Source organism: Variovorax brevis, assembly GCF_030317105.1.
GTDB lineage: Bacteria > Pseudomonadota > Gammaproteobacteria > Burkholderiales > Burkholderiaceae_C > Variovorax > Variovorax brevis.
In genome coordinates this window covers 626,969-652,282 of sequence record NZ_JASZYG010000002.1, presented here as the reverse complement: position 1 = coordinate 652,282, position 25,314 = coordinate 626,969, and the positions used below count along the sequence as shown (strand labels likewise).

18 protein-coding genes are annotated in these 25,314 nt (G+C 66.2%); 14 read left to right on the top strand and 4 right to left on the bottom strand.

All coding sequences use genetic code 11. The annotated features are described in order from the left end of the window. The first annotated feature begins 12 nt into the window (after positions 1-12). The 4 genes from QTI66_RS07675 to QTI66_RS07660 all read left to right on the top strand — a co-directional run bounded on the left by QTI66_RS07675 (position 13) and on the right by QTI66_RS07660 (position 4,868). Positions 13-1,119, top strand: a complete 1,107-nt coding sequence (locus tag QTI66_RS07675; protein WP_286558630.1) for an aminotransferase class I/II-fold pyridoxal phosphate-dependent enzyme — start codon at positions 13-15, stop codon at positions 1,117-1,119. Between the two features lie 770 nt (positions 1,120-1,889). Then, positions 1,890-2,729: a hypothetical protein gene (locus QTI66_RS07670; RefSeq protein ID WP_286558628.1), complete on the top strand. Its 840-nt coding sequence runs from the start codon at positions 1,890-1,892 to the stop codon at positions 2,727-2,729. A 42-nt stretch (positions 2,730-2,771) separates the two neighbouring features. Then, positions 2,772-4,073, top strand: a complete 1,302-nt coding sequence (locus QTI66_RS07665) for a peptidoglycan recognition protein family protein (RefSeq protein WP_286558626.1) — start codon at positions 2,772-2,774, stop codon at positions 4,071-4,073. Between the two features lie 9 nt (positions 4,074-4,082). Further along, on the top strand, positions 4,083-4,868 hold the full coding sequence (locus tag QTI66_RS07660; RefSeq protein WP_286558625.1) for an amidohydrolase family protein: 786 nt from the start codon (positions 4,083-4,085) through the stop codon (positions 4,866-4,868). Here QTI66_RS07660 and QTI66_RS07655 read toward each other — a convergent pair. Further along, the gene (locus QTI66_RS07655) at positions 4,851-6,242 is read right to left on the bottom strand and encodes a sigma 54-interacting transcriptional regulator (RefSeq protein ID WP_286558623.1); all 1,392 of its coding nucleotides are present in this window, start codon (positions 6,240-6,242) and stop codon (positions 4,851-4,853) included. The genes QTI66_RS07660 and QTI66_RS07655 overlap by 18 nt on opposite strands. A 319-nt stretch (positions 6,243-6,561) precedes the next feature. After that, positions 6,562-8,385 (bottom strand): adenylate/guanylate cyclase domain-containing protein, encoded by a 1,824-nt coding sequence (locus QTI66_RS07650; RefSeq protein WP_286558621.1) that lies wholly within the window; start codon positions 8,383-8,385, stop codon positions 6,562-6,564. Between the two features lie 166 nt (positions 8,386-8,551). Between QTI66_RS07650 and QTI66_RS07645 the strand changes: the two genes are divergently transcribed. Together QTI66_RS07645 and QTI66_RS07640 are read left to right on the top strand one after the other, a co-directional pair. Next, complete coding sequence (locus tag QTI66_RS07645; RefSeq protein WP_286558620.1) at positions 8,552-13,381, top strand: NAD-glutamate dehydrogenase; 4,830 nt, start codon at positions 8,552-8,554, stop codon at positions 13,379-13,381. Positions 13,382-13,610: 229 nt separating this feature from the next. Next, positions 13,611-14,000, top strand: a complete 390-nt coding sequence (locus QTI66_RS07640) for a nuclear transport factor 2 family protein (protein ID WP_286558618.1) — start codon at positions 13,611-13,613, stop codon at positions 13,998-14,000. Between the two features lie 39 nt (positions 14,001-14,039). Here the strand turns inward: QTI66_RS07640 and QTI66_RS07635 are convergent, their stop codons facing one another. Together QTI66_RS07635 and QTI66_RS07630 are read right to left on the bottom strand one after the other, a co-directional pair. After that, on the bottom strand, positions 14,040-14,795 hold the full coding sequence (locus tag QTI66_RS07635; protein ID WP_286558615.1) for an anti-sigma factor: 756 nt from the start codon (positions 14,793-14,795) through the stop codon (positions 14,040-14,042). A gap of 13 nt (positions 14,796-14,808) precedes the next feature. Continuing rightward, the gene (locus tag QTI66_RS07630; protein ID WP_286558614.1) at positions 14,809-15,384 is read right to left on the bottom strand and encodes an RNA polymerase sigma factor; all 576 of its coding nucleotides are present in this window, start codon (positions 15,382-15,384) and stop codon (positions 14,809-14,811) included. A gap of 179 nt (positions 15,385-15,563) precedes the next feature. On the opposite strand from QTI66_RS07630, the gene QTI66_RS07625 reads away from it, so the two are divergent. The 8 genes from QTI66_RS07625 (at position 15,564) to QTI66_RS07590 (ending at position 25,193) form a co-directional block, all read left to right on the top strand. Then, positions 15,564-17,045: a DUF4331 domain-containing protein gene (locus tag QTI66_RS07625; RefSeq protein ID WP_286558613.1), complete on the top strand. Its 1,482-nt coding sequence runs from the start codon at positions 15,564-15,566 to the stop codon at positions 17,043-17,045. 10 nt (positions 17,046-17,055) lie between these two features. Beyond that, entirely contained in the window at positions 17,056-17,313 is a 258-nt protein-coding gene (locus QTI66_RS07620; protein WP_286558612.1) for a hypothetical protein, read from the top strand. Further along, on the top strand, positions 17,310-18,533 hold the full coding sequence (locus QTI66_RS07615; protein ID WP_286558611.1) for a tetratricopeptide repeat protein: 1,224 nt from the start codon (positions 17,310-17,312) through the stop codon (positions 18,531-18,533). Before QTI66_RS07620 ends, QTI66_RS07615 begins: the two co-directional genes overlap by 4 nt. Continuing rightward, positions 18,520-19,731: a HupE/UreJ family protein gene (locus QTI66_RS07610; protein WP_286558610.1), complete on the top strand. Its 1,212-nt coding sequence runs from the start codon at positions 18,520-18,522 to the stop codon at positions 19,729-19,731. Before QTI66_RS07615 ends, QTI66_RS07610 begins: the two co-directional genes overlap by 14 nt. 90 nt (positions 19,732-19,821) lie before the next feature. Then, positions 19,822-21,915, top strand: a complete 2,094-nt coding sequence (locus QTI66_RS07605; protein ID WP_286558609.1) for a TonB-dependent receptor — start codon at positions 19,822-19,824, stop codon at positions 21,913-21,915. Between the two features lie 119 nt (positions 21,916-22,034). After that, positions 22,035-23,768: an OPT/YSL family transporter gene (locus QTI66_RS07600; protein WP_286558607.1), complete on the top strand. Its 1,734-nt coding sequence runs from the start codon at positions 22,035-22,037 to the stop codon at positions 23,766-23,768. Positions 23,769-23,824: 56 nt separating this feature from the next. After that, positions 23,825-24,748, top strand: coding sequence for a DUF3616 domain-containing protein (locus QTI66_RS07595; RefSeq protein ID WP_286558603.1), 924 nt, complete (start codon positions 23,825-23,827; stop codon positions 24,746-24,748). Between the two features lie 133 nt (positions 24,749-24,881). Continuing rightward, positions 24,882-25,193, top strand: coding sequence for a hypothetical protein (locus tag QTI66_RS07590; protein ID WP_286558601.1), 312 nt, complete (start codon positions 24,882-24,884; stop codon positions 25,191-25,193). Positions 25,194-25,314: the final 121 nt, after the last annotated feature.

The window sequence follows — 25,314 nt, the reverse complement described above, 5'->3', positions numbered from 1 at the left end:
GCGGGTGGCGCCATGCTCGACTTCACGTCGTCGCTGTACCTCGGGTTCCAGCACCCGAGCACCAGCGTTGCGCCCTGGGAGGCCCTGACGCTGGGGCGTCCCGCCGCCCTGCAGGCGCCACCCGGCGCGGCCGAAGTGGGCGCCGAGCTCGCGGCGTTGCAGGGCTGCGAGGCGAGCACCTTGCTGCCGTCGACGCTGCACTTGTTCTTCGACCTGTTCGGCGTGTTGAGCCAGCAGGACACGACGATCTACATCGAAGCCAGCACCTATCCGATCGCGGGCTGGGGCGTGCAGCGCGGCGCGGCATTGGGCACGCCGGTGCACTCCTTCCCCTTCGGCGATGCGGTCGCACTGGAGCGGCTGATGGCAAACGCCACGAAGCTGCGCCGCCGGCCAGTCATCGTTTGCGATGCGCTGCGTCCCGGCAACGACCGGCAGCCTCCGCTGGCACGCTATGCCGCGCTGGCCGCGCGCCACGGCGGCTTCCTGGTGCTTGACGACACGCAGGCGTTGGGTGTGCTCGGCCACGGCGTCCGCCCCGGACGTGTGCTGGGCGTGGGCGGAGGCGGCTCGCTGCGGCGCCATGCGCTGATGGGTGAGCAGATCATCGTGGGCGCGTCCCTCGCCAAGGGCTTCGGCGTGCCGATGGCCGCGCTGTCGGGCAGCCGTGCCGTGGTGCGCCTCTTCGAATCGCGCAGCCAGACGCGCGTGCACACCAGTCCGCCTTCGGTGGCGGTGATCCATGCGGCGCGACATGCCCTGGCGCTGAACCGGCGCTGCGGCGATGCGCTGAGGCTGCGCCTCGCGCAGCGCGTGCGTCAGTTCCGCGATCGCATCGCGAGGCTCTCCTTGTCCGCCACGGGGAGCGAATTCCCGGTGCAGGCGCTGGTGCCCAAACAAGGCATCGATGCGGTGGCCTTGCACGCGGGCCTGTTGCAGCGGCGCGTGCGCACGGTGCTGCAGCGCGGCGGCACGGGCGCGTCGCGGCTGAGCTTCGTGCTGACCGCGGCGCACACCGCCGATTGCATCGACCGGGCCATGGACGCGCTCGCGCAGACCCTTCGAGCCTTGAAACAACCTCCTGCCATCGCGGGCACAACCTCACTGGAGACATCATGAACACACCCAACCAATTCGAACTGGTCGCCACGGGCAGCGAGTTCGAGACTGCTTCGGAAGAATTCGAAAGCCGCATGCCCCGCGGGGGCGGATCGCGCCAGGGCGGATCGCGTCAAGGTGGATCGCGTCAGGGCGCCTCGCGTCAAGGTGGACCACGTCAGGGTGGATCACGCCAGGCCGCCTCGCGCCAAGGCGGTCCGCGTCAGGGAGGATCGCGCCAGGCCGCATCACGCCAAGGCGCACCACGTCAAGGCGGATCGCGCCAGGCCGCTTCAAGTCAGGCCGCCTCACGCCAAGGCGGACCGCGTCCGGCCGGATCGCGCCAAGGCGCCTCGGGCCAAGCCGCCTCACGCCAGGCAGCCTCGCGCAGGAGCCCGTCGAGTCAAGCCGCAGCGCAACGCGGTTCACCTCAAGGACAGGGACAGCAGGCGCAACGCTCCGCGCCAACATTTCCCTCGCAATATCCATCGCAATATCCCTCGCCATATCCCCCGGGATTCCCATCGCCATCGCGTCGCAGGTACCCGCCGCGGCCCTATGGCTATGCACCCTGGGCGCCATGGGGCGTGGACCCGCTGCCCTTTGGCCAGGGGTGGCAATACCGCCGCTGCATGCAAAGCTGCCTTGCCGCGGGGATGCCGCCGCCACCCGACGCCGTACCGCCCCCCGGCGGCCCGGAGCCAGAGCCCCCCAGCGCCCCGCCGGCAGACGGCCCTGATGCGGACGCGAGCGCCGATTCCAGTTCCAGTTCACCCGACCAGGAGATGACCATGCACAAGCTGAGCTGCCAATGTCCCAAGTGCAATCCCGCCGCAACGCCGTTCCCGATCATGGACTTCAAGCCCCGACAGGCCGAGGCCTTCGAAGGTGAAGGCGAGTACGAAGGCGAAGGCGAATACGAAGGTGAGTACGAAGGCGAGTACGAAGGAGAAGGAGAAGGCGAAGGAGAAAGCCAGTACGAAGGCCCCGGAGAGTACGAAGGTGAAGGTGAAGGCGAATACGAGGGCGAAGGTGAATACGAAGGCGAAGGCGAGTACGAAGGCGAATACGAGTGGAGCGGCGAAGGCGAGAGCCTCTTCAGCGAAAGCGAGGAAATCGCGCTCGCCGCCGAACTGCTCTCCGTCACGAACGAAGCAGAACTCGAGCAGTTCCTGGGCAAGCTCTGGAAAGGCATCAAGAAGGTCGGCGGCACCATCGCCAAGGCCGCCAAGCCCTTCGCGGGCGCACTCAAGTCGGTGGCCAAGGCGGCACTGCCCATGGTCGGTGGCGCACTCGGCACGATGATCCCCATACCCGGCGTCGGCACCGCTGTCGGCAGCGCACTGGGCGGCGCATTGGCCAAGGCGCTCGAACTGGAATACGGCGAGCTGGAACTCGAAGACCGCGAATTCGAGATGGCACGCAGCTTCGTGCGCATTGCAGGCACTGCGGCGCAGAACTTCCAGCCACCCGCGCCCGGCGGCAACGTGCAGGCAGCCGTGCAGTCGGCCATCGCCAATGCCGCACGGCAGCACCTTCCGCACTTCGCGCCACAGGGCACGACGCAGTCTTCGCGGATGGGCGGCACCTGGGTGCGGCGCGGCAACACGCTGGTCGTCGTCGGAGCCTGATGGCTGTCCGCGTCATTGCACCCAATCGACGGGAGAATCGTCATGGACAGATTCGAGATCCTGCCCTTGCAAGGCGAGTCGGGCTTCGGTGACCTGATCGGCCGTATCGGCAGCGGCATCGGCGCCGTTGCCAGCCGTGTGGCCGACGTGATCGGCAGCGACGGCATCGTCGACCTCACGGCCCAGTCGGACAAAAGCATCCGCAAGGGCGCGCGTGACATGAAGAAGGTCCACGCGCTCGTGCTGCACCAGATGGCGTGCTGCTTCCAGCGCAAGGATCCCATGCGCGGCTACCTGGGCCTGAAGGCCCACTTCGCGATCCTGCCCGACGGCAGGATCCTGAAGATCCATCCGGTGGAGCAACTCATCTGGTCCTCCAACGGATTCAACGCGGGCAGCGTCGCGGTTGAATTCGCGGGCAACTTTCCGAACGTCAAGGGCAAGTGGTGGGAGGGCGACAAGTTCGGTCGCAACCGGGTCACACCCGCGCAGATCGAAGCAGGCCGGCGCCTCATTCGCCACCTCATTCGCACGATGGGGCTGCGCACCGTGCTCGCCCACCGCCAGTCGAGCGCCACGCGCGAGAACGACCCCGGGCCGGACATCTGGTCGGGTGTCGGGCAATGGGCTGTCGACACCCTGGGCCTCAAGGATGGCGGGCCGGGCTTCAAGGTGGGTGACGGCAATCCGATCCCCGACGTGTGGCGCACGTGGGGTCGTACCAAGCCCGCTCCCGCTCCCACGCCGCCGACCAGGGAGTATGAGTTTGGCGAACTGGGAGAACTGGAGCAGGAGACCTTCTTCGGCCCCGTCACCGCCACGCTCAAGTGGATGAAGAAGACCTACACCCGCACCGACGTGGTGAAGAATGCGCGCGGCTTCGGCGGCGTGTACATCGCCTTCCAGGAACCTGCGCAAAAGGGGGGCAAGATCAAGATCCTCAAGGTGGGCATGACCGGCACCTTCGCGCGGCGCATGGCCGACAAGAAATACGTCGATTGGGACAAGCAACCCGGCCTTCGCTTTTATCTCGCGGAAGTGCGGGGCAATCGCCACAACCGTGGCATTGGGGGTGTCGTGCGCATGGTCGAGTTCGCCCTTGCAAGGCTGCTGCGGCGCGCCGGCGAGCTGACGGGAAAGGAGCTCCCCAAGAATCCCTCGGTCACCAAGGGTGCGGTCAAGATCACGAACATCCTGCCCGACGCGCTCGTGCATCTGCTCGATCCAGGATTGCGCAAGCCCGTTCCCGCGGAAGGCGGCACGGCTTACACCGGAACCATCACACCCGGACAACTCACGCTGCCGGTCGATTTCAACTGGGAAGCCGAGCAGGCATTCGGCTGATGAAGGGCTATGGCCATGATCATCGACTGCCACTGCCACGCGGGTCCCGGCGACGGCTTTACCGGCCCGTGGGACAGCGGCGCCCCGCTCGAAGACTATGCCCGCCGGGCGGCGCAGGCAGGCATCGATCGAACGGCCATCTTTGCGGCCTTCCATCTGGACTACGCCGCTGCCAACCGCGCGGTCGCGCGGATCGTGGCGCGCAACCCGGAGCGCTATTGCGGCTTTGTGTTCGTGCATGCATCACGCGACCGCGGACGCATTGCCGCCATGGTGCGCGAGGGCGTGGAGCGCCTGGGCTTCATCGGCATCAAGCTGCACCGGCATGACGCCAACATCACGCGCGAGGTCTGCGATGCTGCAAGGGCCCATGCCTTGCCGGTGCTCTACGACGTCGTCGGTGAAGTGTGGCAAGCCGAACTGCTGGCAGCGCAATATCCGGACGTCAACTTCATCGTGCCGCACCTCGGCAGCTTTGCCGACGACTGGCGCGCACAGCTCGCACTGGCCGACCACCTGGTGCGCCACCCGAACATCTACGCCGACACCTCGGGCGTGCGCCGCTTCGACCTGCTCGCGCAGGCCGTGCGGCGCGCGGGCGCGCACAAGCTGCTGTTCGGCTCGGACGGCCCCTGGCTGCATCCTGGCGTGGAGCTCGCCAAGATCAGGGCGCTTCGCCTGTCCTCGCACGACGAGGCCTTGATCCTCGGTCGCAACTTCCTGCGCCTGACGGCGCGGGTGCGCGGCAACCGTCGCCCGGCCCTTGCTGCGATGACTTCAGTTGACGGAGGCTGACACGTTCGCATCACGCTGGCTGGCCTTGCGTATTTGCAGCGCGCGGTCGGTCACGCCAAGGCGCGCCGCCGCGCGTTGCAGGTTGCCGCCCTCGCGTTCCAGCGCCAGTTCGACGGCCAGGTCCGTGGCCGTCTGGCCGATGTCTTTCATGCGAATGCCCAGCTCCACCGCAACGCGCACGGCGGATCGGAAACTGCTCTCGGGCCATGGCGCGGCGCCGCTGTCGCATCCGGCACGGTCTTCGTCGGGGATGTCGCCGATGGTGATCGGACCGCTGCCGGCATGGCGGTGGCAGATGCGCGTGACGAGTTGGCGCAGGTCGCGCACGTTGCCGGGGTAGTCGCGCGTGACAAGGAACTCCTGCACGGTGCTGTCGATCTCGACCTCCGCGCATTCTGGCAACTGTTGCTCGATGAAATGCCGTGCCAGCGGAAGGATGTCGTCCTTGCGTTCACGCAGGGGCACGGTGCGACATTGCCATCCCGCAATGCGATAGAAAAAATCCGAACGAAAACTGCCATCGGCCACGCCGCGTTCGAGGTCGCGGTTGGTCGCGGAGACGAGGCGCAGGTGCGTCGTCTGCCAGATGTTGCTGCCAACCCGCTTGTACTTGTGCTCCTGCACCGCCCGCAAGAGTTGCGCCTGCAGCGTCGGCGTCAGCTCGCCCACCTCGTCGAGAAAAAGCGTGCCGTTGTTGGCCAGCGCAAATGCACCATCGCGCGCCGTCATGGCGCCGGTGAAAGCACCGCGGTCGTGGCCGAAGAATTCGCTGCCCGACAACTCGGGTGACACCGTCGTGCAATCGACGACGACGAAGGCGCCCTTGTCGGGTCGTGGGTCGAGGTCATGGATGAGTTGCGCGATCAACTCCTTGCCCGTGCCGCTCTCCCCCGTGATGAGCACGGACGACGCCGTGAAGGTGGCGGCCTCGACGATGCCGCGAACGACGCGGCGCCAGGCCGGGCTCGCGCCCACCAGGGATTCGCGCACGCGGGGCGAGTCGAGCACTGCGCCCACGGTGGACCATCGTCGAAGGCGGCAGGCCACGTCTTGCGCAGCCTGCGGCAAACATGGCCACTGCAGCACATCGAGCGCGCCGGCGCGGATCAGCGACCATAGCGTGGCGCTCGTCAACGGCTCCCTGCCAACAGAAAGCGCAAGCACGCCCATGCCCTGGCTCGCACCATGCAGCAGTGAAAGCAATCGCTCGTCCACGGCGTCGAACACGACCACGCCGACACCGTCGGCATGGCTTCCCGGCATTTCATTCAGGGCGCAGGCGCAAACGTCGGCGTCTTCGAGCAATGCAACGATCTGCATGCGCACGCTGTGTTCGATCGAAGCGGCGAATTCGATCCACGTCGACAACGCCATCTCCCCTCCTCCCGTCGTAGCGTCTCGTCACACGCGGATCACGTCAAGCCTCGGGCCCATGCCGATGACTGACAAAACCGGTGCCGATGATTCGAGGCTCATACGCTGTCGATGCGACTTGGTCTTTTTGGGGTTCGCGGCCGGAAGTCCGAGGTGGGCACTTACCGACGCGAAGGACGGTGAGTCTGCGCGCGGCGGGTGAAGAAGTGAATCGCCCAAAAGGGGTATGGGCCGCGTGCGCCATTCACCCTTTCAGCCCCACGGTGGTGCTAATAACGGAAGAGGTCGTTGGAAACGCGCCGAACAGGCCTTGCAACGCTCAGATCCTGATCTTATGGGCCATCGACTTCTTTCGTTCGATCCATGTGTCCGCCTCCAGGCTGGTCGTGGCGCCACACTTGACCAATCCTTCGAGATAGTGCTCACGCAGCAGTGCCAACCATTGCGCGTTGGTGGGGACGCGCGCCCAGATGCGGTGGACCTTTGCAGCATCGTCAAGCCCGGCGAAAACGCTTCGGGCTTCTTCGATTTTCCCCAGTTGCGCATAGGCGGCGGACAAGAGCAGCTTCGACGCCCAGTACGTGGGCAGCACGGTGAGCGACTTCTCGAGCCACCTCACTGCCGCCGCATGGTCCCCCGAAAGAAGGCAGGCCATTCCCAGGAACAGCAGCCAGGCCCAGCGGTGCGGATCACGCGGCGAGAGTTCAAGGGCCCTTCGCATCGGCGCAAACGCTGCCGCGCAATGGCCCTCGTACATGTGCAGCACGCCTCGCCACAGATGTGCACGGGGCGCGCTCGGGTTGAGTTCGAGCGCGGTCTCCGCGCTGACGAGTGCCGCATCGTGTCGATCCTGGAGGTTTCGCACGCGCGAGATCATCTCGTGCGTCAGGTGGTCGAAGGAATCCAGCGTCAGGGATCTCACCAGGTCCGCTTCTGCGCGCTGGATTTGCGTGGCAATGTCAGGTCCGGGCCAACTGTCGGCCTGGGTGACCAGAAAGGCACCGCGCCAGGTCAGCGCCTCGGCGTTGTCCGGATCGATCTGCAGCGCTCTTTCAAGGAGTTCAAGCGCCTTGGTGTAAGCCCCCGTCGACCAGGTCAAGCCACCGATGCTTCTCGCTTGCATCACGAGATCGGTTGCCTTCACTTGCGCCGGGTTCTTGCGTCCGCTGCGCTCGCCTTCTGCGACAAACAGGTGAACGCCCAGCGAATTGGCGAGCCGCGCAACCAACTCGCGGCGGATGTTGCTCACGCCGGCCATGCCGACTTCGATCGCGTCCGACCAGACGACCAATCCGGTGGCGGCCTCCGCGAGTCGCGCATTGATTTCGATGCTCGACTCCGAGCGGTCGACGCGTCCGTGCAGGACGTATCGCACGCCGAGTTCGCGCGCCAGGCTCGCAAGGTCAATGGCTTGGTGCTTGTACGAGAGTGCCGTGGGGCTGCCGATCACATAGCTGCCGCGGATCCTGGACAACTGCGTGGTGATGTCATCGGTGATGGCGTCTGCAAAGTACTCCTGCTCGGGCGCCGCGCCAGGCTCGAGAAACGGCAGCACGATGACCGAGAGCGGTCGGGTCGTGCCATCCGCCGCTGGATCGACGTACGACGTTGCCGCCAGTGCGGCACGCACGTGACGAAAAGCACGCACCGGTTGCGGGACGTTCTTGATCGACAACTCGCCGACGTCTTCGAACCGGGCATCGCCACGCCGCGAAGCCGCGCCATGCACTGCGTGTGAAATCATGATGCCGCCGGGCTCGGCCACAGACTGGAGTCGAGCGGCGATGTTGACCCCGTCGCCGTACACCGTACCGTCCGCCTTCTCGAGCAGATCTCCGAGGTGGATGCCGATTCGAAATGGCATGTGAACTTGCTCAGGCGAAGTCGCGGCTGCCAACTCCTCCTGAATCGCGATCGCGGCGCTCAACGCGCCGCTCGCCGTGTCAAAGACTGCCAGCACGGAATCGCCCGCCATGTCGATGGTGCGCCCCGATGCCGCGGCGACATGCGTTACAAAAACGCGACGTGCGGCGTCCAGCGCCGTCAGCGCCTGCACGTCGTCCGCGGCCATCAGGCGCGAATACCCTGCCGCGTCTGCGGCCAGGATTGCCAGGAGTCGATGCCTGATGTCGATTTCTTGCATGGCCAGTTCGCCAATGGCGCCCGTCCAGGAGATCTCGCCATTGTGCGCCGTCAATCCTTGAGCGGGAACGAGTCAACGCACTCCAACGACCGGCCGCTGAGCGGGCTTTCCAATCCCACGCCATCGTCATAGCATGGCCTCCGACAAGCGCTCGCCGGGAGACAACATGCAAACCAACGCAACCGAGACAGCACGCAGGAACGAACGACTGGACGAGGTGGTGCAGCTGATCCGCACCAAGGTCGTCGCAGAGCCTGCGGACCTTCTTGCCGACTTCGTCCGGCAGTATTTCGGACAGGTCGATCCCGAGGACCTTGACGATCGGCCGGTGGAAGACCTCTACGGCGCCGCGCTGTCGCATTGGGGCTTCGCGCGCACCCGCGAAATTGGCCACGCTCGCCTGCGCGTCTTCAACCCGACGATTGCGGAACACGGCTGGCAGTCCACGCACACCATCATCGAGATCGTCAACGACGACATGCCCTTTCTCGTCGATTCGGTAACGATGGAAGTCAACCGCCATGGGCTGACGCTGCACCTCATCATCCATCCGCTGGTGGCGGTCATTCGCGATGACGAAGGAACGCTCCAGGGCCTGGCGACGGACGCTTCCTCGAGTGGCGCGCGTCGCGAATCCTTCATCCATGTCGAGGTGGACCGCGTAGCCGATGCGAGCCGGCTCGAGGCACTGGCCACTGATCTGCTGCGCGTGCTGGGCGATGTGCGCCTGGCGGTGGCCGACTTCGACAAGATGCGCCAGAGCGTTCTTGCCATCGTGCGCAACCTCGAAGAGCACGCGCCGCCCCTGCCGGCGCAGGAACTCGCCGAGGGGCAGGCCTTCCTGCGCTGGCTGGCGGACGACCATTTCACCTTCCTGGGTCATCGCAGCCACGAACTGGTCAAGGTCGACGGCGAAGACGCACTGCAGGTCGTGCCGGATTCGGGCCTCGGCATCCTGCGCGCGGCCACCAAGGATGGCAAGGATGCGTTCGCCGCGCTCTCGCCGGTGGCGCGGGCCTATGCGCGTCGTCCTGACCTGTTGATCATCACCAAGTCGAACTCGCGCTCCACCGTGCACCGTCCCGGCTACCTGGACTACATCGGCGTCAAGCGCTTCAACGCGGCGGGCGACGTGTGCGGCGAAGACCGCTACCTTGGCCTGTTCACCTCCACGGCCTACAGCGCCAACCCGGCGGACATTCCCTTGCTTCGGCGCAAGGTCGCCGACGTGGTGCAGCGCGCGGGTCTTTCCGCAGGCAGCCACTCGGGCAAGGCGCTGGTCAACATCCTGGACACCTATCCACGCGACGAGCTGTTCCAGACCAGCGCCGACGAGTTGCTGCAAACGGCCATGGGCATCCTGCACCTGGGCGAGCGCCAGCGCTTTCGCCTGTTCGTGCGGCGCGACCCCTACGAGCGCTTCGTCGCCTGCATGCTCTATGCGCCGCGCGAGAACTACACGACCGAGCTGCGCCAGAAATGGCAGTCGATCCTGATGGAGGCCTTCAACGGCACCAGTTCGGAATTCAACGTGCACCTGTCGGAGTCCGTGCTGGCGCGCATCCAGATCACCGTGCGCACCAAGTCCGGCGAGATCCCCAACGTTGACGTGCGTGAGCTTGAACAACGCCTGGTCGAAGCGGCGCGGCGCTGGGACGACGACCTGAAGTCAGCACTGATCGGCACCATCGGCGAGGCGCGCGGCAATGATCTGCTGCGCCGCTTTGGCGGCGCCTTCCCTGCCGGTTACCGCGATGAGTTTGCCGCACGCGCCGCCGTGCACGACATCGAGTTGATGGAAGGTTTGAACGATACCCAGCCGCTGGGCATGAACCTCTATCGCCCCCTCGAAGCGCCGCCCGGAATGCTGCGCTTCAAGGTGCTGCGCCGCAGCGAGCCGCTCGTGCTGTCGACCAGCCTGCCGATGCTCGAACACCTGGGCATGAAGGTGCTCGACGAACATCCGCACCGGCTCGCGCCGCAGGGCGAGGCGCCGATCTGGATTCACGATTTCGGTTTGCGCAACGCACTGGGCGACGCCGACATCGACGTCGATGCCTTGCGCCCGGTGTTCGAGGAGGCATTTGCCGCGGTGCTGAGCGGCGAGGTCGAGAACGACGACTTGAACCGCTTGGTGCTCGCAGTGCGCCTGCCGGTGCATGAAATCGTCGTGCTGCGCGCCTACGCAAAGTACATGCGGCAAATCGGCTTTGCGCTGTCGCAGTCCTTCATCGAGAGCACGCTGGTTGCCAACGGGCAGATTGCGCGGGACCTCGTCGAGTTGTTCAGCCTGCGCTTCGATCCTTCGAAGGCCGACGATGCACAGGACATGGCCGGCCAGAAGGTGCGCGAGATCGAGGCCGCCCTCGAAAACGTGGCGAACCTTTCGGAAGACCGCGTGCTGCGCGAGTACCTTGCGCTGATCCAGGCGACCACGCGCACCAACGCGTGGCGCCGCGATGCGAGTGGCAAGCGGCGCGGCTTCCTGTCCTTCAAGTTCGACTCGGCCAAGGTGCCCGACCTGCCGGCCCCCAAGCCGATGTTCGAGATCTTCGTGTACTCGACGCGCTTCGAGGGCGTGCACCTGCGCGGCGGGCGCGTTGCGCGTGGCGGCTTGCGCTGGTCCGACCGGCCCGAAGACTTCCGCACCGAAGTGCTGGGGCTCGTCAAGGCGCAGATGGTCAAGAACACCGTCATCGTGCCGGTGGGCTCCAAGGGCGGCTTCGTGCTCAAGCGCGCGCCCGCGGCCAGCGACCGCGAGGCGTACATGCGCGAAGGCGTGTCCTGCTACCAGGACTACCTTCGCGGCCTGCTCGACATCACCGACAACCTCATCGGCGAAAAGGTCGTGCCGCCGCCGCAAGTGCGGCGCCATGACAACGACGATCCCTACCTGGTGGTCGCGGCCGACAAGGGAACGGCCACCTTCAGCGACTACGCCAACGGCGTCAGCAAGGAATACGGCTTCTGGCTCGGCGATGCCTTTGCATCCGGCGGCTCCGTGGGCTACGACCACAAGGTCATGGGCATCACGGCGCGCGGCGCGTGGGAATCGGTGAAGCGGCACTTCCGCGAAATGGGCGTGGACACGCAGACCACCGACTTCACCGTCGCCGGCATCGGCGACATGTCGGGCGACGTGTTCGGCAACGGCATGCTGCTGTCGCGGCACATCCGGCTCGTGGCGGCCTTCGACCACCGGCATGTGTTTCTTGATCCGGATCCCGACGTCGAAAAAAGCTTTGTCGAGCGCGAGCGCATGTTCAAGCTGCCGCGTTCGTCGTGGGCCGACTACGAAGCGGCCTTGATCTCCGAAGGTGGCGGCATCCATGCGCGCAGTGCCAAGTCGATTGCACTCACGCCGCAGGTGCAGCAGGTGCTGGGCATCACGGCCGATGCGCTCACGCCGACGGAACTGGTCAACGCCATCCTCAAGGCCCCGGTGGACCTGATCTACAACGGCGGCATCGGCACTTATGTGAAAGCGTCGAGCGAGAGCCACGCGCAAGTGGGCGACCGCGCCAACGACGCGCTGCGCGTGAACGGGCGCGAGCTGCGCTGCAAGGTGTTTGCCGAAGGCGGCAACCTGGGTTGCACGCAACTGGGCCGCATCGAGTTCGCACTCGCCGGTGGTCGCATCAACACCGATGCGATCGACAACTCGGCGGGCGTCGACACCTCCGACCACGAGGTCAACATCAAGATCCTGCTCGGCCTGCCGATCACCGAAGGCGAGCTCACCGAGAAGCAGCGCAACGCCGTGCTCCCGCAGATGACCGACGAGGTGGCTGCGCTCGTGCTGCGCGACAACATCTTCCAGACGCAAGTGCTGTCGGTGACCGGCCGCGTGGCGCCGCAGCTGCTGGACGCGCAGACGCGCTTCATGCAGTTCCTGGAGAAGGCCGGGCGACTGAACCGCGCCATCGAATACCTGCCGACGGACGAAGAACTCGGCGAGCGCCGCGCAAGGGGCCAGGGTCTGACCACGCCCGAGCGTGCCGTGGTGCTGGCCTACAGCAAGATCTGGCTCTACGACGAACTGCTGGCCTCGCCGCTGCCCGACGACCCGTGGGTGGCAACGGCACTCGAGCGCTACTTCCCGACGCTGCTGCGCGAGAAGTTTTCGGCGTACATGCCCCGGCATCCGCTGCGGCGCGAGATCATCGCGACGCACGTGACCAACAGCACCATCAACCGCGTTGGCAGCACCCTCGTGCATCGCCTGGTCGAGACCACCGGCGCGCGCGCCTTCGAGGTCGTGCGTGCCTACCTGATGAGCCGCGAGATCTTCGGCATGGTGCCGCTGTGGCTGGCCATCGACGCCTTCGACAACAAGGTCGACGACGCGGTGCAGTCGAGTCTGCTGATCGACACCAGCCGGCAACTGGAGCGCGCGACGAAATGGTTCCTGCGTTCGCGGCGCCTGAACGAAGACATGCAGGCCACCATCGATCACTTCAAGCCCAACGTGGATGCCCTGTCGGCACGACTGGCCGAACTGCTGGACGCCGACGAACGCGCGCGTGTCGATGCCGCCGTGGCGAAGTACGTCTCGGCGGGCGTGCCGCGCGAAATCGCGGAGCGCGTCGTCACCTTCGACTCATTGAACGCCACGCTCGACATCGCCGAGATCGCCGGCAGTGCGCGCTGGCCGGTGGCGCTGGTGGCCGCGATCTACTTCGATCTGGCCAACCGCCTGGGCATGCCGTGGTTGCGCGACCGGATCGCCGCGCTGCCAGGCGACCGGCATTGGCAGACGCTGGCCAAGGGCGCGATGCTCGACGACCTCTCGGGGCTGGAGCGCGCGATCACCGCCGCGGTGCTGGCGGGGAACGAAGACGCGGAATCGCCGGCAACGCTGGTGCAGGCGTGGGAGGCTGGAAACGGCCGCGCGCTCGAACGCGCCGCGCAGTTGATGGCGGAACTCAGGGCCGTGCCGGCGCCCGATGCCGCAATGTTGTCCGTCGCGCTGCGGGAACTGCGGGCGTTGGCCTGAGGGATCGGCAGCAGGGCCTCGACAGTTCACCGCTTTGAGGCAAGGACGCTTGGGTCCATCGCGTCAGTGCGTCCATCGTTGGCGCAGGCGCTCCTTCATCACCCAATAGCCTGCGCCGGGCACGTCAACAACAGATGCGGTGAAGGCTGATGCGCAATGCCACCGGTCCGCCTTGAAAACGCCCCCTTGCGCGCCTAGACTTTTGGCCCACGCTGGAAGGAGACACGCCATGAGCACGCCAACCGAAATCGCACAACAGGGCTATGCCGCGTTCGGGCGCGGCGACGTCCCCGGCATTCTCGAATTGCTGGCCGACAACGTGGACTGGCACTTCATTGGCTCCGATGTCCCCTATGCCGGGCACTTCGTGGGCAAGGAGAGAGTGCAGGAATGGTTCGTGGCGCTGGCTTCGTCCGACGAGATTCAAAAGCTCGAGCCGCGCGAATTCCTGGAAGGACCGAATCATGTGACCGTGATCGGCTGGGAGCAGATCAGGCCGTTGCCGAACGGCAAGGTATTCGAGACCGACTGGGTGCACGTGTTCGTGGTCAAGGACAACAAGGTGACCCGGTGGATCGGCACCGCCGACACGTCCGCACGCACCAAAGCCGCCCAGTGAATCCGGACTTCCTGCAGATCGGCCTGCTGCAGCCGCAGATCACAGCGCCTTCTCGATCAATGCGCCCTTGAACAGCACCGGCCCCGTCGGTCCGCGCTCGCTCGGCACGCCACCCCTGGGTTCGAGGCTGATCGCAAGCGCAGGCACCTCGCGCACCTGGGATTCGCTCGCGGTGAGCTTCAGCACAGGCGCCTTGTCGATCACGCCCAGCGATCGCGGCGCGGCGCCGCCGGGCGGCAACGCCCACAGCTGCAGCGACTTGTCCTCGCCTTCGCGATAGTCGCCCACGCGTTGCAGCACCAGCTGGCGGTTCTTGGGGTCGAAGGTCACCAGCATCGATGGCGCGGACTTGTCGTCGGACAAGACGGCCACGTACTGAACCACCGGCGCCTCGCGCAGTTGATGATCGAGTCGAACGCCGACGGCCACGGCGATCACGGTGGCCAGCGCACCCGCTGTTGCCGCGCTGCGCCAAAGCGGCAGGTTGCGCCACCAACCGGTCGGCGTGCTGGCTGGGGGAACAGGCGTTTCGCGCTGACGCTGTATCGCGAGTTGCTGTCGCTGGCCATCGATCTCGTTCTGGATGCGCACCCAGACCGCCGGATCGGGTGTGACGGCGGGCTGCAGTTCCGCCATGCTCGCGAGCCGACCCTGCCAGACCAGCGCCGCGGCACGCACGGGCGCCTGCTCGCGTGCGAGCGCCTCGAAGCGTCGGCGTGCGCCCGCGCGCAAGGTGCCAAGCGCGTAGCTTGCAGCAAGCAATTCGAGCAGTCGGGGATTGGCTGAGATCTTCATGCGCCGGTCTTCGTCAGGCAAATTGCTTCATGCAGTTGCGCAGCTTCTCCAGTGCGCGCCTTATCCATGTCTTGACGGTGCCCAGCGGCAGCGCGAGTTGCCCCGCAAGCTCAACGTGGCTCATGTCATGCAGCCAGGCGAGGCTGACCACTTCGCGTTGACGGCCGTCCAGTTCCTGCAGGCATCGATGCAGTGCCTGTGCCTGCTCGCTTGCGTCCGCGGCATCCATCGGGCTGGCGGCGTCTGACACCAGGGCGTCGGCCATCGTTTCATCGAGATCCTGCGTGAGTTGCGCGCGCTCGGCCGAGCGCCGGCGCAGCAGGTCCAGCGAGCGGCTGCGCACGATGAGGCCCATCCACGCGAGCGGCGGGCTGAGCGAACTGCGGTAGTCGCCGGCCACGCGCCAGATGGTGAGGAAAGACTCCTGCAGCACGTCCTCGGCCCATTCACGCTGCCGCACGACGCGCATCGCCAAGCCCAGCAGCCGCGGAGCGGTACGGTCGTAGAGCAGGCGCAACGCCGTCTCGTCGCGTTGGCCGACGCGGTCGATCAATGCCATCAGTTCGGCGTCCAGGCTGGGGGCACTCATGGGTGGATTGTGGGCCAAGGCGCCCACAACGAATACGCCCGAACCGCCGGCGCGGATTCAGGAACGCAAGATTTCTGAATCCACCGCAGCACCCGCTGCGTATTGGTGACAGGGCCGAGCTTTCGCACGCGAATCCACCGGCCCTGCCCATCCACGACCTGACCAATGAGGTGATGCCAATGAGACTCCCGAAGCCATCCGTGCAACTCGGCGTGCTCGCCACATGCGCGATTGCAACCGCCGGCGCCCTTGCGTCCAGCCACCGCGAGGCGCCTTCCATTGCAGGCATGCCCAAGGTGGATGCCACCGACTTCTACATGTTCCGCAGCTATGAACCGGGACGCCAGGCCTACGTGACGCTGATCGCGGACTACCAGCCCGACCAGAGTCCCTATGGCGGTCCCAACTATTTCTCGATGGATCCGGATGCGCTCTATGAGATCCACCTCGACATCAACGGCGATGCGGTGGAAGACATCACCTTCCGCTTCCGCTTCACCAACAAGCTGCGCGACATCCAGTTGCCCATCTCCGGCAAGCAGGTGTCCATTCCGCTGGTGCAGGCCGGCGGCATCTCCGGGCCGAATCAGCCCACGAGCAACCTGCGCGAGACCTACACGCTGGACATCGTGCGAGGCGACCGCCGCAAGGGCGTCGTCGAGCCGGTCTCCATGAGCGGTGGTGGCACGGTGTTCGACAAGCCGACCGACAACATCGGCGACAAGACCTTTGGCGGACCCGCGGGCTACGCCAGCTATGCGAACCAGCACCTCTACACCGTCAACATCCCCGGCTGCGACGCGCCGGGGCGCGTGTTCGTGGGACAGCGAAAAGACCCGTTCAGCGTGGCGCTCGGCCAGGTGTTCGACCTGATCAACCTCAACCCGCTCGGCTCGTCCAGCGCCAACCCGGATGCCTTGGCCAACAAGAACGTCACCACCATGGCGCTCGAAGTTCCCATTTCGTGCGTGACCGCGGGCGGCCCCATCATCGGTGGCTGGACCACGGCCAGCGTCCGGCAGGGACGGCTCATCGCCAGCCCGCCCAGGAGCGGGCACGGCACCACGGCCCTCAACGGCGGCCCGTGGGCGCAGGTGTCGCGCCTGGGCATGCCGCTGGTCAACGAAGTGGTCATCGGGTTGAAGGACAAGGACAAGTTCAACAGCTCCAAGCCGAAGGACGACGGGCAGTTTGCCGACTACGTCACCAACCCGACCTTGCCGGCGCTGATCCAGACGCTGTTCCCCGGCGCAGTTGCACCGACCAACTTTCCGCGCACCGATCTCGTGGCCGCATTCCTGACGGGCGTCGAGGGCGTCAACAAGCCGGCGAACGTGAAGGCCTCCGAAATGCTTCGCCTGAACACGTCCGTCGCGCCGACCCCCAAGGCGAGCCAGAACAACCTCGGCGTGCTGGCCGGTGACAACGCGGGCTTCCCGAACGGCCGGCGACCGGGCGACGACATCGTCGATGCCGAGTTGCGCGTTGCGATGGGCGCGCTGTGCGTGGCGACCGGGGCGGGCGATGCGCTCAAGGTCGGCTGCAAGCCTTCCGATGCACCTGCCGGCGCTGCAATGCTCACCGATGGGGCCGCGCAAAGCCCGACGCAGTTCCCCGACGCCTTCCCGTACCTGACGACGCCCTTGCCCGGCGCGCAATAAGGAGCACGGCATGAACCGCAAGACCTTTCGCTTCGCCCTGCCGCTGGCCGCGGCAATTCTGGCTGCCGCCTGCGGTGGCGGTGGGCACGACCACGGGCCGCCCCCGGTGGTGACCAACCCGCCCGGGCAGAACGACCCGCTCGACAAGTTCATGGCCTATGTGAAGGATCTGGTCGCGACTGCGCTGGACACGGCCGAGCCTGTCGATGTGTCCGCCTTCGATCCCCCGCCGACCTCGGACACCAAGGAACCCGTGGCGACGCCATGATGTGCAAGGGCCGTCCGCTGGCGTGCGCCCTGGTGCGATGGAGCGTGATCGCGTCGGTGCTGCTGGCGGTGTCTGCGCCAGGCGGCGCGACACCGCGCGTTCCCTCGAGCGAGGACGCCGTGGTCGAGACCCTGCCCACCATCTCTGGCTGGTCGCGCGAGCAGCGCCAACTGCGCAACGCACTCGCCCAGCGCCCCAGGGACGAGGCGACGGCCATTGCCGCGGCGCAGGCTTACCTTGAACTGGCGCGAAGCCAGGGTGACGCCCGCTACGCAGGCTACGCCATGGGCGCATTGCAAGCGTGGGACGGACCTGCTGCCGGCACGCCCGCCGCCATCCTCGTGATGCGCGCCACCGTTGCGCAGTTCCTGCATGATTTCGACAGCGCCGAAGCCACGCTCAAGACAGCACTGGCGCGCCAGCCCGCCAACGCGCAGGCGTGGATCACCCTGGCCACCATACTTCGCGTGCGCGGGCGCTACAACGAATCCGACGCCGCATGCCGTGCGCTCGGACGTGCCGGGCCTGCCCTCTACGGCGTGGCGTGCCAGGCCGAAAACGCCGCCCTGCGAGGCGCCCATGCCCCGGCGCGCGAGGCCCTGCGCGACCTGCTTGCGACACCCATGCTGCAAGGCGCGCAGCAGGCGGGCACGCGCCAGTGGCTCCTCACCACCTTGGCTGAAGTCGAGGAACTCGCAGGCCGTCCGGCCGCCGCCGAAGCCGCGTACCGGCAGGCGCTGCAAGCCGAACGCTCGGGCTATCTGCTGCTCGCCTACAGCGACTTCCTGCTGCAGGCGGGGCGCCCGGGTGAAGTGGCGCCGCTGCTGCGCAACGAGCCGCGCAGCGATGCCGTCCTGCTGCGCCTGGCCATTGCCAGGCAACGCACGCCAACGCAGAAAGCCAGCACCACGCAGGCCAACGACAACTTCACCGACGACGTCCGGGAACTGCAGGCCCGGTTCGACGCCGCCGCGCTGCGACCAGGCAACGCGAGCGTGCACGCGCGTGAAGGAGCGCTCTTTGCGCTCGACGTCCTGGGCGATTCAAGGCGCGCCCTGGAACTGGCCCGCGCGAATGTCCGCGTGCAGCGCGAGCCGATCGACATGCTGCTGCTTGCACGCGCCGCCGCAGCAACCCACGACGACGGGGCTCGCAGGGAAGTGCGCACCTTGATGCAACAGACAGGACTGCGCGATGCACGCATCGATGCCATCCCCTGATCGCACGCGCGCTTCGATTGCGCGGTGGGCTTGCAGATGCGCCCTCGCCCTGCTCTTCATTGCGCTCGCATGCGGCACTCGCCCAGCCCACGCGCACAAGGCCAGCGACGCCTACCTTCAGCTACGCGCCACCGCGGACACTGTCGAGCTGCGCTGGGACATTGCGCTGCGCGATCTCGATGCCGTCCTCGACCTGGACCGCAACGGCGACCGCAAACTGACATGGGGTGAGGTGCAGTCCCGCATGGACGACATCCGCGCCTATGCGCTGCCACGCCTTCGCCTGCAGCAAGGTCGTTGCGCGATGGCCGAAGCCAGTGCACCCGCAGTGGAAGATCGCATCGATGGCGCCTACCTCGTGTTCGAGTTCAAGGCACGATGCGACATCGCGGCAGGGCTGGACATCGACTACCGGCTGCTGCGCGAAGTCGATCCCACGCACCGCGGCTTGCTGCGCATTGAACAGCGCGAAAGCCACGATCCGATCCTGCGCTCCCTCGACCCCGCAGCCGGGCCAATCACCGTCGACTGGCCCCGCACTTCGCCCGGCGACGCACGCGGCGCAGTCGCCTCCAATTCCTTGCCAGCCAACACCAGCCTGTTTCAGGACGGCATCCATCACATCCTGATTGGCTACGACCACATCCTGTTCCTGCTCTGTCTCCTGCTGCCCGCCGTGCTGCGGCGCCGGCAAGGCGGATGGAAACCGGTGGTGACCTGGCGTGAGGCGGTGTGGCCGATGCTGGGCATCGTCACCATGTTCACCGTGGCCCACTCGCTGACGCTGGCGCTGGCGGGCCTCAAGCTCGTGACCATTTCGCCCCGCGTGGTGGAACCGGCCATCGCCGTCACGATCATGCTGGCCGCGGTCGACAACATCTATCCCTTGCTGCGCGGGCGGCGCAAGCTGTTCAGTTTTCTGTTTGGCCTCATCCACGGCTTCGGCTTTGCCGGTGCGCTGGCCGAACTGGAACTTCCGGTGCGCGGCTTCGTCGTCGCGCTGCTCCAGTTCAACCTGGGCGTGGAGGCCGGACAACTCGTCGTCGTGTTTGCCGCACTGGGCACGCTGCTGGCCGTGCGCCGCTGGCGCTGCTACCAGCCGCTGCTGCTCCAGGGCGGGTCGGTCGCTGCGATGCTGCTTGCCTCGATCTGGTTCTTCGAGCGCGTGCTGGATGTCCAGGTGTTGCCTTTCTCTTGAACTTTTCAGTTGAAAAGATCGCGGACAGCCGTGGGGTCGTTTGGGGAGTGAACAATGCGGGCTTTTTGCTTCTGGATGTCGTCTTCTGCCATGAACCCCCTCGCCCGGCCACGCCCACGTCCACGCCAGCTCTTGCTGGGCGTCGCGTTCGGCAGCGCTGCGGCCTGCGCGCAGGAAGCGCACCTGCCCGAAATCGTCGTCAGCGGGCCGCGTGACGCCTCGATTGGCCTGGCCGACAGCGCCAGCGAAGGCGCGGCCGAACGCGAGGTGTTCCAGGCCCGCCCCAAGCTGCGGCCCGGCGACATCATCGAATCGGTGCCGGGCGTGGTCGCCACCCAGCACTCGGGCGACGGCAAGGCCAACCAGTACTTCCTGCGCGGCTTCAACCTGGACCACGGCACCGACTTCTCGATGAAGGTCGATGGCATGCAAGTGAACATGCCCACGCATGGGCACGGCCAAGGCTTTGCCGACCTCAACTTCCTCATCCCGGAGCTGGTTTCTGGCGTGAGCTACCGCAAGGGGCCGTACTTTGCCGACAACGGCGACTTCTCGCTGGCCGGCAGTGCATCGCTTGACTATTTCAGCGTGCTCGATGCGCCGTTTGCACAGCTCACGCTGGGCTCCAACCACTACCAGCGCCTGCTGGCCGCCGGTTCGCGCACCGTGCAAGACCAGACTTGGCTGGGCGCCGTCGAACTGGTCGGCAACGACGGACCATGGGACGTGCCGGAAAACCTCAAAAAGGCCAACGCCGTGCTTCGCTATTCGCAGGGCTCGCCCGTGCAAGGCTTCAGCATCACGGGCATGGCCTACAAGAGCACCTGGACCTCGACGGACCAGGTGCCGCAACGCCTCATCGACAGCGGCCAGTTGCCGCGCTTCGGCTCGCTCAACCCCACCGACGGCGGCGAGACGCAGCGGGTGAGCCTTTCAGGCAAATGGTTCAACAAGAGCGCGGCCGGCGAGACGAACATCAGCGCCTACGCCATCAACTATCGCTTCGACCTTTTCTCCGACTTCACCTACTTCCTGAACAACCCGGTGAACGGCGACCAGTTCGAGCAGACCGACCGGCGCAATGTCTTCGGTGCCCTGGCGTCGCACACCATGCCCAACAAGATCGGCGGGCTCGACGGCGTGTTGAGCTTCGGGGCGCAGTGGCGCGGCGACCGCATCGGCGAAGTGGGCCTGTACAACACGCAGGCGCGCGAGCGACTCTCGACGGTGCGCAACGACGAAGTGTCGCAAGACCTCTTTTCCATCTACGGGCAACAGCTTGTGAACTTCAGCGAGCGCTGGCGCGGCTATGTGGGCCTTCGCGGCGACCTGCTGCGCTACGACGTGCAGGGTCGCGAGCCCGTGTACGGACCGGGCAACAGCGGCAAGGGGCACGACTCGCTCGCCAGCCCCAAGGCGGGCCTCATCTTCACGCTGAATCCGCAGAACGAGTTCTACCTGAATGCAGGCGTCGGCTTTCACAGCAATGACGTGCGCGGCGCAACCATCACGACCGACCCGCAATCGGGCCTGCCGGCCGACCGCGTGCCCGCGCTCGTCAAGGGAACGGGCTCCGAACTCGGCTGGCGCTTCCAGCCCAACGATGCCTTGAGCACGACCATTGCCCTGTGGCAACTCCGTCTTGATTCAGAACTCGTCTACGTGGGCGACGCCGGCACGACCGAGCCCGGCCGCGCGAGCCAACGCAGCGGCGTCGAGTTGACGGCCCGATGGAGGCTGAACGACGCCTGGCGTTTCGAGGTCGATGCGGCGCTGTCACGCGCCAGGTTCCGCGGCGTGGCGCCGGAGGGCGAAGGCAACTACGTGGACAACGCTGCCGAGAGCGTGCTGGCCACAGGCCTGACCTACATCCAGGGCCCATGGAGCGGCTCGCTGTGGCTGCGCTACCTCGGTCCCCGCGCGCTGGACACCTTGAACACGGTCCGCTCGCAAGGCAACACCGTGCTCAACTTCGGTGCGCGCTACGCCGTCAACAAGAACCTGACACTGGGCCTGGACGTGTTCAACATCGCAGGCAACAAGGGCAACGACATCGAGTATTTCTACGCCTCGTGCACTGCCGGCGAAGTAGCCAGCGGCGCTTGCGGCTCGGGCATCGAGGATCGCCACATTCACCCGATGGAACCACGAAGCGCTCGCATCACGGCGAAGTGGACGTTCTAGCGCCTGCGCCGACGCATGGCCCGGAGATGCCTTTCGTCGGGTAGATCAACTCGCCATGAAATCGCCGGGCGGTTATCGTGTTCGTCCCTGTTCCAGACACCGGCGGTTCCGCGAAATTCATGAAGCAACATCCGCGCGCACGCTGGCGATGGCTGCCCGACGAGGGCAGCTGGACCTATCACCTGATGCTGGCGGCCACGGGCATGCTGGTGCTGGGCCCGCTGGCCGGCGTGACGGCGGCCTACATGAATTTCTCGCTGGGCTTTTTCGTTGGCGGCCAGGTGCTGGCGGGGCTGCTCGGCTCCGCCGTCACCGCGGGCTACGGCGCCTCAGGGCGGCATGGTGCCAACTACGTCCAGACGGCGGCCGCTTCGGTCGCCAGCATGAGCGGGATGGGCGTGCTGCTGCAGGCCATGGTGTGGATGGGCCTACCACAGCCGCCGGGCTGGCAGATGGCCTTGTACCTTGCGTGCATCGGCATGTTCGGCGTGGGCGTGGGCATGCTCTACACGCCGGTTCTGGTCGATCGCATGCAGCTGGTTTTTCCTTCGGGGCTGGCCGTCGCGAACATCTTGCGGGCATTGACCGACACCGCACTGCTGCGTCGCTCGGTGCGGCAACTCGGCAGTGGGGTTGCGCTGGGACTGGCCACGGGACTGTCTGCAGGCCGCTTGCAGTGGATGGGCGCCGTCGAACTGTCGGCCTCCACCTTCGGCGCAGGGCTCGTCGTCGGCGCGCGCATCGGCATCCCCGCGGTGGTGGGCGGGTTGATCGGCGTGGCGCTGCAGCCGTACTTCATCCGGATCGGGTGGCTGCAGGCGGGCGACCCGCCGCGCAAGATCATGTTCCTCATCGCGCTGGGCGCGATCATGGGCGCGGCGCTGGTCGACCTGACGCTGATCTTTGCGCGCGCCCTGCCCCGCGCGCGACGGAAGGCTGCACGGGTTGAAGCACCGCGCCCCGTTGACGACTGGCGCCGCGTGAACAACGTCCGCCTGGTGCTGTGGGTGGCCTTCTGGGCAGCGGCCACCGTGGCCTGCGGCCACTGGTTGCTGGGGCAGCCGGTCTTCTTCCTGCTGCTGGCGGTGGCGCTGGTGTTTGTCTTCGCCCTGGTCAACGGTATCTCGGTCGGGGTCAGCGACTCCAATCCGATCTCCTCAGCATTCGTGGTGACGGTCGTCATCCTTGCCGCCTTGGGCTTGAGGGATCCGGGCGTGGGCCTGATGGCGGGCGCGGTGCTGCTGGTGGCGACCAGCGTGGCCTGCGACATGCAGCAAGACCGTTCCACCGGCTGGCGGCTCGGCACGCCGCGCGTGCCGCAGTTTCGCTACCAGGTGCTGGGGATCGTCGTGGGCGCGGTGCTGGCCGTGGTGTTCGCGCGGCTGTTCATGAGTGCCTATCCTGCCCTGCTGCAGGACCAGACGATGCTCAAGGCCGATCAGCAGCCCGCCGGCTGGAGTTCCGCGATGACGTACAAGTTCGTGGGCGTGCTGCGCAGCCTGACGGAGGACCTGCCGTTCCAGCGCGTCGCCATTGGGGTGGGCATCGCGGCCGGCCTCGTGATCGAGGTGTTGCGCAAGTGGCTGCGCCCGCGCAGTTTCGTGCTGGACGCCATTGTGCTTCCCTCTCCCTACGCCTTGTCATTCGGCGGCTTCGTCAACTTGCCGACGGCGCTCTGGCTCGGGGCGGGCGGGGTCGTCGGCAGCCTGCTGACAGCGCGTGCGTCCGCGAGACAACGCGACCTTCCGCAAGACATGAGCGGCGTTTCGCTGTTTGGCGGCGGGCTGATCGCCGGCGATGCGCTCGCGGCGGTGGGGATTGGCATTGCGGGCTTGATGGCGGCATTGAAGTAGGCCAAGCGCAGCAGCCTCGGTTGCGGTCGCGTGTCGGGCGGGTAGACAATGCCTTCGTGGCGAACAAGGCATCTCCCGCTTTCCAATCCCTGACCGGCATCTATGAGCCGTCAGGCATTCAACAATTGCCAGACGGCCGCTTTCTTGTCGTGGAGGACGAGAAGGAGCATCCCTTCAGCTTGATCACCATCGGTGTCGATGGGCAGGTGGACAGCAGCGAACTCGGTCCGGGCCTGCTCCAGATATTCAGCGACTTCTGGAAGCTGGAGGACCTCGAAGGCCTTTCCATGGACCGCGACGGCTTCGTCTATGCCATCACCTCGCACTCGCGGGACGACGATGGCGACGAGAAGACCTCCCGTGAACGACTGGTGAGGTTTCGCGTCGAGGGCCATCGGGTCGAGGACACGAAAGTCGTCGAAGGACTGAAGGGCGCCCTGACGAACGCGCACCCTGTGCTGGCAGCGGCGGCGCAGGTGCTGGACGTCAAGACCGGCGCGGGTCTCAACATCGAAGGGCTGGAGATCACCCAGGACCAGCAGCAATTGCTGATCGGCTTTCGTGGTCCGCTGCACGAGGGGCGCGCAATCATTGCCCGCATCGAGAATCCCCGTGGCATGTTCGAGGCAGACGAGGCGCCCCGGGTCGCTGCGGATCTCGATGAACTGGATCTCGGCGGCCAGGGGATCCGTGGGCTGGCCTACGTGCGCACCCTTGCCGAGTACCTGATCGTCAGCGGACCGGTGTCGCGCGAAAAGGACCCCTTCGGCCTTTGGCTCTGGGACGGTCGAGAAGGCAGCCCGGCCCGCCGAGTCGTCGTTGCGGGCTTGAAAAGCCTGAAGCGCGCGGAAGGCGTGTGCTCGGCGGTCCTTCACGGACGGGCGCGAGTCATCATCGTCAGCGACGACGGCGACCGGAAAACCCAACGAGCCGCCAGCTACCTCCTGCTGGATCTCGACCAGTTGCAGACGGCCTCCTGATGCGGCTGACTGCACAACGCCAGCTAGACGATGTCCATCCTGCCAAAGTCCCTATACCGCCGTCAGCCTCGGGTTTTGACCGTCTTCCCGATACGCTACGGGTACCAACCACCGCCGTCAAAAGGATTGGATCGTGCAAGAGCTGACTTTCCGCGCTCTCCTGTACCGCTACTTCTTCTTCGAGTGGCTCTTCCTGGACGTCAACAAGGGGAGCTTCCTCGAGCGCTCTGCGGCGGCGCGGTACAACCGTTCCCAGGCGCACTGGCTGCTGACGTACATGCACCGCTGGCTCTGGTGCGCCGTGCTGTTTTACAGCCTGGGCGGCATCGTCGAAATCCAGCTCGACGCAACGGTGGCGTCGGCGCTGCTCTACGTGCCAAGCGCCGTGAGCGTGTCGGTGAATGCGGTGATCGCGGTGGCCTGGCTGGGGCTCAAGACGACGTAGGCGCCCGCGGCATTGAAGGCGTCATTCATCGGCAGATGCCCCGTCATGCCACCACTCGATTGCCTGAGCCCGACACCCGGAACAAGCGCTCCACGAGCATCTTGACAGTCGCCGGAGCGCA

What these genes read in the sequence shown, in the direction of transcription:
- QTI66_RS07660 (WP_286558625.1), top strand. Translation starts at nt 4,083, where the DNA reads ATGGCCATGATCATCGACTGCCACTGCCACGCGGGTCCCGGCGACGGC.
- QTI66_RS07655 (WP_286558623.1), bottom strand. Translation starts at nt 6,242, where the DNA reads ATGGCGTTGTCGACGTGGATCGAATTCGCCGCTTCGATCGAACACAGC.
- QTI66_RS07665 (WP_286558626.1), top strand. Translation starts at nt 2,772, where the DNA reads ATGGACAGATTCGAGATCCTGCCCTTGCAAGGCGAGTCGGGCTTCGGT.
- QTI66_RS07615 (WP_286558611.1), top strand. Translation starts at nt 17,310, where the DNA reads ATGATGTGCAAGGGCCGTCCGCTGGCGTGCGCCCTGGTGCGATGGAGC.
- QTI66_RS07670 (WP_286558628.1), top strand. Translation starts at nt 1,890, where the DNA reads ATGCACAAGCTGAGCTGCCAATGTCCCAAGTGCAATCCCGCCGCAACG.
- QTI66_RS07650 (WP_286558621.1), bottom strand. Translation starts at nt 8,385, where the DNA reads ATGCAAGAAATCGACATCAGGCATCGACTCCTGGCAATCCTGGCCGCA.
- QTI66_RS07630 (WP_286558614.1), bottom strand. Translation starts at nt 15,384, where the DNA reads ATGAGTGCCCCCAGCCTGGACGCCGAACTGATGGCATTGATCGACCGC.
- QTI66_RS07610 (WP_286558610.1), top strand. Translation starts at nt 18,520, where the DNA reads ATGCCATCCCCTGATCGCACGCGCGCTTCGATTGCGCGGTGGGCTTGC.
- QTI66_RS07625 (WP_286558613.1), top strand. Translation starts at nt 15,564, where the DNA reads ATGAGACTCCCGAAGCCATCCGTGCAACTCGGCGTGCTCGCCACATGC.
- QTI66_RS07675 (WP_286558630.1), top strand. Translation starts at nt 13, where the DNA reads ATGCTCGACTTCACGTCGTCGCTGTACCTCGGGTTCCAGCACCCGAGC.
- QTI66_RS07640 (WP_286558618.1), top strand. Translation starts at nt 13,611, where the DNA reads ATGAGCACGCCAACCGAAATCGCACAACAGGGCTATGCCGCGTTCGGG.
- QTI66_RS07600 (WP_286558607.1), top strand. Translation starts at nt 22,035, where the DNA reads ATGAAGCAACATCCGCGCGCACGCTGGCGATGGCTGCCCGACGAGGGC.
- QTI66_RS07620 (WP_286558612.1), top strand. Translation starts at nt 17,056, where the DNA reads ATGAACCGCAAGACCTTTCGCTTCGCCCTGCCGCTGGCCGCGGCAATT.
- QTI66_RS07645 (WP_286558620.1), top strand. Translation starts at nt 8,552, where the DNA reads ATGCAAACCAACGCAACCGAGACAGCACGCAGGAACGAACGACTGGAC.
- QTI66_RS07635 (WP_286558615.1), bottom strand. Translation starts at nt 14,795, where the DNA reads ATGAAGATCTCAGCCAATCCCCGACTGCTCGAATTGCTTGCTGCAAGC.
- QTI66_RS07605 (WP_286558609.1), top strand. Translation starts at nt 19,822, where the DNA reads ATGAACCCCCTCGCCCGGCCACGCCCACGTCCACGCCAGCTCTTGCTG.